Annotated in this window: 8 protein-coding genes and 1 pseudogene; 3 read left to right on the plus strand and 6 right to left on the minus strand. The window is 54.2% G+C overall.

The annotated features are described in order from the left end of the window. The coding region (locus tag PSSD_RS24485; RefSeq protein ID WP_058974030.1) for a glycoside hydrolase family 10-like protein at window positions 1-1,261 on the minus strand (1,261 nt) is incomplete at its 3' end. A 167-nt stretch (window positions 1,262-1,428) separates the two neighbouring features. Between PSSD_RS24485 and PSSD_RS24490 the strand changes: the two genes are divergently transcribed. Continuing rightward, entirely contained in the window at window positions 1,429-1,755 is a 327-nt protein-coding gene (locus tag PSSD_RS24490; protein WP_058974031.1) for a hypothetical protein, read from the plus strand. A 35-nt stretch (window positions 1,756-1,790) separates the two neighbouring features. On the opposite strand, the gene gabP is transcribed toward PSSD_RS24490, so the two are convergent. Then, a complete protein-coding gene (gene gabP / locus PSSD_RS24495) occupies window positions 1,791-3,191 on the minus strand; it encodes a GABA permease (protein ID WP_235589291.1) in 1,401 nt (466 codons plus the stop codon). Between the two features lie 97 nt (window positions 3,192-3,288). Further along, entirely contained in the window at window positions 3,289-4,551 is a 1,263-nt protein-coding gene (gene gabT / locus PSSD_RS24500) for a 4-aminobutyrate--2-oxoglutarate transaminase (RefSeq protein WP_058974033.1), read from the minus strand. Window positions 4,552-4,660: 109 nt separating this feature from the next. Between gabT and pdxR the strand changes: the two genes are divergently transcribed. Continuing rightward, on the plus strand, window positions 4,661-6,166 hold the full coding sequence (gene pdxR, locus PSSD_RS24505; RefSeq protein WP_201023848.1) for a MocR-like pyridoxine biosynthesis transcription factor PdxR: 1,506 nt from the start codon (window positions 4,661-4,663) through the stop codon (window positions 6,164-6,166). Between the two features lie 35 nt (window positions 6,167-6,201). Here the strand turns inward: pdxR and PSSD_RS24510 are convergent. After that, window positions 6,202-7,058: pseudogene (locus PSSD_RS24510) on the minus strand (aldo/keto reductase family oxidoreductase). A 97-nt stretch (window positions 7,059-7,155) separates the two neighbouring features. Here PSSD_RS24510 and PSSD_RS24515 point away from each other — a divergent pair. After that, window positions 7,156-8,082 carry a LysR substrate-binding domain-containing protein gene (locus tag PSSD_RS24515; protein ID WP_058974034.1) on the plus strand — a complete coding sequence of 309 codons (927 nt, stop codon included), beginning with the start codon at window positions 7,156-7,158 and terminating at the stop codon, window positions 8,080-8,082. 162 nt (window positions 8,083-8,244) lie between these two features. On the opposite strand, the gene PSSD_RS26950 is transcribed toward PSSD_RS24515, so the two are convergent. Further along, window positions 8,245-8,763: a DUF2778 domain-containing protein gene (locus PSSD_RS26950; protein WP_331436520.1), complete on the minus strand. Its 519-nt coding sequence runs from the start codon at window positions 8,761-8,763 to the stop codon at window positions 8,245-8,247. Window positions 8,764-9,034: 271 nt separating this feature from the next. After that, on the minus strand, window positions 9,035-9,649 hold the full coding sequence (locus PSSD_RS24520) for an ANTAR domain-containing response regulator (protein WP_058974035.1): 615 nt from the start codon (window positions 9,647-9,649) through the stop codon (window positions 9,035-9,037). Window positions 9,650-9,815: the final 166 nt, after the last annotated feature.

Consider the following 9,815-nt stretch of genomic DNA (forward strand, 5'->3'; position numbering starts at 1 on the left):
TCGTGCCGTTGATTTGCGGCACCGACTCGTTCAGGTCGAGCTGTTTTTTCAGCTCAGGCACGCCGCCACTGACGGTCCAGTCTGGTTCCATTTTCGAACTTTCGCCGATCTTATACAGCGCCACGCCGATGTAGAGTCGTGTATGGGTCGGCTTCACCACGTTAGCCCACCAGTTAGCCAGTACGTCATAGCGGGCCGCCTGACGCGCAAACGGCCAATAGAGTTGCGGGGCAATGTAATCTAACAGGCCCATCTGCACCCACTGCCGGGTGTCGGCGTAAGCTTCGTCGTAAGCTGCTGCACCACGCGTATCGGAACCCGCTGGGTCGTGCGAAATATTGCGCCACACGCCAGCAGGGCTGACGCCAAATTCAACCTGGGGTTTAAGTTGTTTGATGGTGTGGGAGACTTGCTCAATCAACAGCTGAGTGTTGTGACGACGCCAGTCCGCTTTGGATGCAAAATCTTGCCCATACTGACGGAAAGTCGCGCTGTCGTTAAGCTGCGAGCCCGGCGTCTCGGTGTAGAAATAGTCATCAAACTGCACGCCATCAATATCGTAATGCGACACCACTTCAGCAACGATGCTGGTAATCCAGTCACGCGCAGCTGGAATACCTGGATCCAGCACAAAGCGATCGCCTGCGGTGCGGATCCAGTCGCGATGCAGGACAAACACACTTGCCGGGTGTAGCGATAGCGTGTTGTTTAATTCATTGACGGTAGAAGGCTTAACGTTGGTGGAGACACGATAAGGGTTAAACCACGCATGCACTTTAATGCCACGCTTGTGCGCCTCATCAAGCATAAACTGCAGCGGATCGTATCCGGGATCTTCACCGATTTTGCCGGTCATCATATCGGACCACGGCAGAATTTTTGAACGCCATAGCGCGGTGCCATCGGGTTTCACCTGGAAGAACACCGTATTGATGCCCAGACTTTTCAGCTTATCCAGTTTGTCAGTTAACGCTTTTTGTTGCTGGCTAATACGATTGGTCGGGCTGGCATTGACGGAAGCGATTGGTGGCCAGTCAAGGCGTGAAACGGTTGTCAGCCACACGCCGCGCACCGGCTCTTTACTGGCGACAGGCTGTGTCGGCTGTGGATGAGGCGTCACGGTAGGCAGTGGCGTGACGAGTGACTTCGGTGGCTCAGATGAGCAACTGGCCAAAAGCAGGGCAGCAGCCAATAAGGTGACCGTTTTTTTTGCTGTGGCAACACAGGGGAAACGCGCTGAACAGGCTATGATAAACTCCATTTCTTTCAACTAACTGTTCGAAGAGCCTCATTCTCTGATCGTGTATGACAAAGTCAACATTTTCACAGAAACGTAGGGGGCGCATTTATGCGCACCAGCCTAATAAGGTCACCATAAATGGTGACCCTACGAGAACAGGGTACATTTTTACACTCAGGAACTGAACCATGACCTACGAAGACCTCTATCGTCGCATTGCACAGATCGTTTTCAGCAGCGGGCCCCAAGGCGCTCGCGAACTGATCGTAAAAGCAGAATTATTTGCAGATGACGAAGGTGGTGAATACCAGTTCGACTATTTGGATGAGAACGGTGAGCCGGACTGGTTTGAACCCGATGCGCAGGCGATTGGCGATCTCACTGAAGCGCTGAAAGCTTTCCAGCACTACTTTGTGGAGCACGAGATGACAAAAGGCAAACCGGTGTGGAATAAGTGCATCGTGGTAATTAATGTGCCCGAAGAGTCGATCAGTATCGACGTGCAGTATGAGTGATGTTCCGCGGCATCCTTGCCCGGAACACTCAGGCGTTACGAGCGTAGCGCCACCATCTCCTCATGCTTACGTGCGGCACGTTTGCGATGCACAATACGGCTGGTGATCAACACGGCGAGCGTCAACAAGCCGGTAGCAATGATTTCAGAGCGGTGCTGTGGGTTGAACAGCATCGATATCAGTACCCCAACGATAAACACCATGGTTGCCCAGGTTAAGCCCGGGAACAGCCACATGCGATAGCTCAGTGTTTCCCCGCGCGCCTCACGCTTCTTACGCAGCACCAGATGAGAAGCGGCAATCACCAGATAGACCAACAGGGCAATGGCACCTGAACTCGCCAGTAAGAACTCAAATACCGCTGCTGGGGCCAGATAATTGGCGATCACCGTCAAAAATGCAGCGGCGGTGGACGCTATCACCGCGACCCATGGCGTACCACTGCCCGTGGTACGTGAGGCTACAGCAGGCGCATCTTCACGGCGTGACAGGGAATAGAGCATGCGTGAAGCGGTATAAAGCGCAGAGTTGAGGCAGCTACATACCGCGATCAGGACCACGACATCGACAATTTGACGTGCGTAAGGAATGTTCATCATCTCCATCGCCGTCTGATAGGAGCCCGCTTTCATCAGCGATGGCGTGTTCCACGGCACCAGTGCGATGACGATGAAGATCGACAGCAGATAGAACAGCGCAATACGCCAGATAACCGAGTTGGTGGCTTGCGTGATCTGTTTCTTCGGCTCGCGTGATTCTGCGGCCGCAATGGTGACAATCTCGGTGCCCATAAATGAGAACATGGTGGTCAGAATCGCGGCCAGTACGGCGCTGATACCGTTCGGCATAAAGCCGTGGGTATCATAAAGGTGAGAGATACCACTGGTACTGCTGCCCGGCAACAAACCGAATACCGCCAGACTCCCAACAACCAGGAAGGCGACAATCGCCACCACTTTGAGTAACGCAAACCAGAATTCGAACTCGCCGTAATTCTTCACGCTGAACAGGTTGCTGACGGTGAGGAATGTGGTAATGGCCAAGGTGTACTCCCACACCGCGACCTGCGGGAACCAGCCGTGCAGAATGGTGCCAGCGGCGTTTGCCTCTAACGGGATCACTAATACCCAGAACCACCAGTAGAGCCAGCCGATGGTGAAACCGGCCCAGCGACCCAGGGATTTATCCGCGTAAGTTGAAAAAGAGCCGGAGTCCGGAGAGGCGACAGCCATCTCGGCCAGCATGCGCATAATCAGCACCACCAGCGTACCGGCGGCAATATAGGCCAGCAGGACAGCGGGGCCCGCTTCGGCAATCGCGTGACCGGAACCGACAAACAGCCCGGCACCAATCACGCCGGCAATCGATAACATTCTTACATGACGCGGCTTAAGCCCTTGCGCCAGCGCATCGGCATTCTGTGAACTCATTGTTATTCTCCAGATCGTCTTTCGGGCTGTTTATCGCACAGCCTGGCTGCAGCAGGTGAGAAGCCCAGCCTGCAGCATGCAGGCTGGGAAAACGGAGGAAAAGCTATGAATCCTGATGCTGGCTTAGCACGCCGCTGAGAATGTCCAGCGCCTGGTTAAACTGTGCATCCGGGATAGTCAGCGGATAGAGAAAGCGAATCACGTTGCCTTGCGGGCCGCAGGTCAACAGCAGTAAACCGCGTGCCATTGCCTGTTGCTGGATGGCTTGTGCGGTTTGCGCCTCAGCAAACTCCACGGCCACCATTGAACCTAGTGCACGAATGTCCGTAATAGCGGAGCAGCGAGAGCGGACCTGCTGGAGGAAATCATTCAACTGCGCGCCCAATTGTGCAGAACGCTCACACAACTGCTCTTCCGCGATCACATCCAGCACCGCATGCGCTGCGGCAATGGCTAACGGGTTACCCGCGTAAGTGCCACCCAGTCCACCTGGACCTGGTGCATCCATGATCTCAGCGCGGCCACTCACCGCTGACAGCGGCATGCCGCCTGCCAGGCTTTTCGCCATGGTGATCAGGTCGGGTTTAACGGTGTAGTGATCCATCGCAAACAGCTTACCGGTACGACCAAAGCCGGTCTGCACTTCGTCGGCAATCAGCAGAATGCCGTGATCATCAGCCAGTTGACGCAGGCGCTCCATAAAGGCAGGGGGCGCGATATGGAAACCACCTTCACCCTGAACGGGTTCCAGCACAATCGCTGCGACATCCTGCGGAGCGATATCCTGGGTGAAGATATCGTGCAGGCTGGCCAGTGCATCATCCACGCTGATGCCGGTGACGCTGTTGGGATAGCGCGCATGCCAGACCGATGCAGGCATCGGGCCAAAGTCACGCTTATAGGGAGCCACTTTGCCGGTCATCGCCATCGTCATAAACGTGCGGCCGTGGAAGGCGTTGCCGAAGGTGATGATGCCGTGACGGCGAGTGGCGGCGCGGGCGACTTTCACCGCATTTTCTACCGCTTCTGCACCGGTAGAGAAGAAGGCGGTTTTGGCTTTACCTGCAATGGGCACCACGCTGTTGATGCGTTCTGCCAGCGCAACGTAGCTTTCATAAGGCGTCACCTGGAACGCCGTATGGGTGAATTTTTCTAACTGTTCAGCAATCGCTTTTACGATGCGAGGATGACGATGACCGGTATTCAGCACCGCGATGCCGCCCGCGAAATCAATCCAGCTGTTACCTTCAACGTCACGCAACGTGGCGTTTTCTGCCTGCTCAACATACCACTGACACAGGTTGCCGGTACCGCGTGGCAGGGCATCATCTTTGCGTTGTTGCAGCTGGCTGTTTTTACCTTCCATAACCTTTCCTTAGCGATAAGCGTCTTTACAAATCACGACAAACACGCTTATTTATCCCTGCGCTAAGGTTTGTTGCCAGAGCCACTTTTAGAGAAAAGGATAGAGCCAATTGCGAAGTTTATACGCCGATCATGTATTGGAACGTTTGCAATTTTTGCCGGAGGGAACGCTGCAACAGCGTCTGCTTGTGTGCATGCAAGCGGCGATTGCTGAAGGGATTTTTCCGCGATCCAGTCGATTACCCGCGACACGTGATTTGGCGCGAGAATTATCGGTGTCGCGCAATACGGTACTCACTGTTTATGAAAATTTAATGTCACAGGGTTATGTGACCGCGCGCACCGGCAGTGGCACCTGGATCGCCGAAACCTTACCCGAAGGCTGCCTTAACAGCCCACGCAGTGTGGAGTTGAATTTGCCCTCGACAGCGAAAACGGCAGCGATTTCCAAGCGCGGCGCATCGTTACTCGGCCATGCCAATGCTTCCCCTTATCAGTGGGGCGCTTTCGTGCCTGGCGCGCCTGACGTTACCCAGTTTCCGCATAAACTGTTCAGTCAGATTCAGGCGCGACTGAACCGGGAACCGGACGTCGACCGGTTGATTTACAGCAGTCATGGCGGTTGTCCGCAGCTTCGCCAGGCGCTGGCGGAATACCTGAGTGTGGCGCGTTCCGTGCACGCGGATGCCGATCAGATCATCATTACCGAAGGTGTGCATCAGGCGGTGGACCTGGTGACGCGAGTGTTGTGCGATCCCGGCGATCCGGTATGGATTGAGGAACCCGGCTATTGGGGAACGCGCAATTTGATGCGCATCAACGGATTGAAGATCCAGGCCAAACCCGTTGACGATCAGGGCATTATTCCCGAATTGCCGACGCGCGCTCGTGCGCCTAAGATGATATTCGTGACACCGTCACATCAATATCCACTCGGCGTCCACCTTAGCCTTGAACGTCGCAAACAACTTCTGGACTTAGCCCGCAAACATAAAACCTGGCTGGTGGAGGATGACTATGACAGTGAGTTTCGCTTTGCCGGTCATCCTTTCCCTTCACTGCAAGGATTTGAACCGGATGCGCCAGTGATTTATATGGGCACATTCAGTAAAACCCTCTATCCGGCGCTGCGCTTGGGTTATCTGGTGGTGCCGAAAGCGCTGGCGCAACCTTTGCGCGTGGCGGCGGCGGAACTCTACCGGGGTGGGCATCTGCTGGTGCAACGCGCTCTGGCAGAGTTCATCCAGAAAGGGCACTACATGGCGCATATTCGCCGGATGCGCAAACTCTACAGTCAGCGACGTCGGTTTTTAACCAGCCTGATCGAACGCTATCTTGGTGCGGATTTTATGCCGCGCGTGAACCATGAGGCGGGGTTGCATCTGGTAATTAACCTTCCGGCGGGATGTGATGATGTGGCTGTCGCCGCCTTGGCGCTGCGCCGCGGTGTTAAAGTGCGGCCGCTCTCGCAATACTATATGCATCCTCAGGAACGGCGTGGGCTGCTGTTAGGTTATGCCTGCGTGGATGAACGGCAGTGTCAGGATGCATTTGGGGTGCTGAAGGCGTGCCTGGTAGAGAGCGGGATTGTTGGGCGTATTGGCGGTTCGAGCTAGTGTTCAGGTGCGGCCCGAGGGCCGCGGCAGCAAATTTACGCAATGCTGTTTAAACGCTGCACCACCTCGGGTGACAGCACTAACTCACCGCTCGCCAGATTCTGTTTGAGGTGTTCCGGTGATGAAGTACCGGGGATCAACAGAATGTTGGGTGAGCGCTGTAACAGCCAGGCCAGTGCCACTTGTAAGGTGGTGGCATGCAGCGCTTGTGCCACCTCGGTCAGCTGCTCGGATTGCAGCGGTGAGAAGCCGCCCAACGGGAAGAAGGGCACGTAAGCAATCCCCTGGGCGGCGAGTAGATCAACCAGCGCCTCATCCTGACGATTAGCCAGATTGTAGAGGTTTTGCACGCAGGCGATTGGCGTCATTTTTTGCGCATCCGCGACCTGTTTTGCTGTGACGTTACTCAGCCCAATGTGTTTGACCAACCCGCGCTCTTTCAGTTTGATCATTGCTTCTACCTGCGGTTCCAGGGAACCCTCTGCCGGGGCGTGCACATCCAGCATGGAACGCAGGTTGACCACTTCCATCACCTCCAGACCGAGGTTGCGCAGATTATCTTCCACTGCCTGAGTCAGATCTTCCGGGGAAAACGCTGGTAACCAGCCGCCTTTGCTGTCACGACGGGCACCCACTTTGGTGACGATCACCAAATCATCGTGATAAGGATGCAGCGCTCGTTTGATCAGCTGGTTGGTGACGTGCGGGCCATAGAAGTCACTGGTATCAATATGATTAACGCCTGCTGACACCGCATCACGCAGTACCTGCAATGCGCGTTGTTCATCTGCCGGCGGGCCAAACACCCCGGCCCAGCCAGTTGCATCGCGCCGTAGCCCAGGCGTTTGACCTGACGATCACCCAAGGTATAAGTGTTTACGTTGTGAGACATGGAAACCTCCTTCGTCGATGTGTGATCAGATTGTAATCGCCGATGCGCTGTGCAACTATCCGGATAATTCAGGACACAGTGTACGGATTGGCGAACAATGGCGTTAGATATTGCACTGCTGCACGCCGTGGTGGCGGTGGCCAAAGCGGGTGGCTTCCGAGAAGCGGCGCGTATGACCGGCAGCAATCCCTCCCGTTTAAGTGATGCGGTAAGACGCGCGGAGGAGCAGTTGGGTGTGCGTTTGTTCAACCGCACCACGCGCACCGTGGCGCTCACCGAAGCGGGCAGAGCATTGATGTCACGCTTAATGCCCGCCATGAACGAAGTGGATGCGGCACTGGACGCATTGAATAATTTTCGCAACACGCCGGGCGGAACCTTGCGTCTCAATGTGCCCGTTAGCGCAGCGAGATTGGTCTTGCCCAACATCGTGCCCGGCTTTCTGGCGCGTTATCCCGATATTCAACTGGAAGTGGTGGCAGAAAGTAACGTACAGGATATCTTCCGTGAGGGCTGTGATGCGGGTATCCGTTATGACGACCACCTTGAGCAGGATATGGTGGCACTGCCAATTGGTCCGCGCCTGCAACGCTTTGCCGCCGCCGCGGCTCCTGCTTATCTGACTGCAAACGGTACGCCGCAGCATCCGCGCGAGTTGATGCAACATCGGTGCTTATATGGGCGCTATGCCACGGGCGTGATAGCCGACTGGGAGTTTGAAAACGGCGATGAAGTGGTGCGTTTGCAGCCGAAGGGCCCTTTGATTTGCAGTATCGGTGCCGCCATGGATCTCACTGTGTCTGCTGCCGTGGCGGGGGCGGGCGTGGTCTACTTGTTTGAAGACTGGATTAAACCAGCGCTAAATGATGGCAGCTTACAGCCGATTTTAACCGACTGGTGGCAGAGTTTTTCTGGCTTATGGCTCTATTACAACGGTCGTCGATTGATCCCCGCGCCGTTGCAGGCTTTTCTCGATTATGTGCGGGAAATTAACGCGCGCGGCGTAATATCTGCAATACCGTAACGGCTATCACGCAAGAAATGGCTGTCTTAATTATCAGTACGGTGAAATCGAATTTATCCATCGCCGCTTCACCATCACCAGAGACACTAACCAGATGGCCGATGAGACTGTCTGGAATAAGTACTACACCAGCGACCAGGATAATAAAAAAAATAGCTATTTTCATTTCAATTCACACTTTGAGTAGTCTGGAACACCGCGCACGTCAATTCTCCCGTATGCTAACAACCCATTTCCTCCGGGAACGCGTACTTTTGGGCGACTGAGTAATGTTCGTCTGAGGCTGTGAAATTCATTGGCACGGTAAAGCGTTATACAACCCCAGGAAACACCTGTGCCGTCGGTATTGAGAGGATGTAAACGAAAGCTACCACGGCGATTGCCATTGACGTAAACAAAATCGTTCATCGTCTGACTGTTATAGAGTGCAAACCATTCCGAATGATGATTTCGGTATAAATGTGCCATATCAATGGCTTCCGCGCGGATTCGGTTAAACCAACTTCCCTCAGGGCGATCAACTATCCAGTAAGTGCCTGGCGGAATCGCGGCTTTCTCTTTATCAGAGCAGTTTGGGTTATTGATGTAACGTTCAATGCCTGATAATACATCGAAGGTTCCTATGCCATAACATTCTAGTGGTAATGTTTTACCATCCCGAGACAGTTTTTTGTAATCCATGGTGCAGACCTGCATCAGTAAAAACTCCTGTCAAAATTTCTCGCTACTTTCAGCACGGCATGATGATGTTCATACCAGAGATGATACTAGCTATTTTATACAGTGAATTAGAACTGATATATGACAAAAGAGGATTTAAGCTAATGATCAATTATTTATCAGAATCATCCTGGCAAACTTGCCTGCCTCATCCATAAAAACAGATGGCATTGCATATTTGGGCATTATGCCTTCTTCAGCGTAGTCCGGGCAGATAGCATTTTTGCGCCCCTCAGTACTTCTCCGTCGCGAGCGCCTTGAGCACATTTAACCAAGGCGTTTTGTTGTCGAGCAACTGGCAGCTGAGATGTTCGATGGTCATATGCTGGTCCATCGCCGCGCGGCGCAGCAGATTGTAGGCCTCGTCTTCGCCAAGCTGCAGCTCGTTCATCACCAAAATCTGCGCGGAGAACAGGTGTTTTCGTGCGCGCAGACGCTCTTCCTGACGCTTTAATTGCGTTTCCAACTGTCTGATACGCGCGGCACTGTCCAGCGCCAGTGTAAAGGCGGTCATCACGCCGTCAAAGCGCACTGGTTTGCGCATATAGCTGTCGATGCGCTGCTCGGTGATCCACTGCAGGCGTGAGGGGGTTTCCATGGCCGTCAGCGCTATTTTGGGCAAGGCGGGCCAGGGCAGTTTGTGGGTGGGGTGAAACAACGCCGGATTATCGCCATCGAAAACCAATAGCTGCTGTCCGACAAGTTGTGCCTCGCTGGGAAAGAGTGAGTAGAACTCACCAACAATCCCCATGCGGGTAAACTGCTGCGCCAGATGCTGATTATCACGTTCTGAGCAACCGATGACGCCCACCTTGAGGCCGCGCATTTGCACGTTTTTTCGACTCATTAGCTGTCACCTCGCTGGCCCAGATTATCCAGGTCAACCCAAGCCAGCCAAGGATCGGGTTTGATCGCCTCTGGTGCTTGCCAAAAACTCTCCAGCTTGCCGTTATGACAGCGCGCCAGGCGCGGCGTCAACCAGCTGTGGTTGTTATCAGCATCAATGCGAATCG

Source organism: Type-D symbiont of Plautia stali (genome assembly GCF_001485335.1).
Taxonomy (GTDB): domain Bacteria; phylum Pseudomonadota; class Gammaproteobacteria; order Enterobacterales; family Enterobacteriaceae; genus Pantoea; species Pantoea vagans_C.

Bases quoted from the DNA above. Each gene is read 5' to 3' on its own strand.
- PSSD_RS24515 (WP_058974034.1), top strand. From the start codon at position 7,156: ATGGCGTTAGATATTGCACTGCTGCACGCCGTGGTGGCGGTGGCCAAA.
- PSSD_RS24490 (WP_058974031.1), top strand. From the start codon at position 1,429: ATGACCTACGAAGACCTCTATCGTCGCATTGCACAGATCGTTTTCAGC.
- PSSD_RS26950 (WP_331436520.1), bottom strand. From the start codon at position 8,763: ATGGATTACAAAAAACTGTCTCGGGATGGTAAAACATTACCACTAGAA.
- PSSD_RS24520 (WP_058974035.1), bottom strand. From the start codon at position 9,649: ATGAGTCGAAAAAACGTGCAAATGCGCGGCCTCAAGGTGGGCGTCATC.
- gabT (WP_058974033.1), bottom strand. From the start codon at position 4,551: ATGGAAGGTAAAAACAGCCAGCTGCAACAACGCAAAGATGATGCCCTG.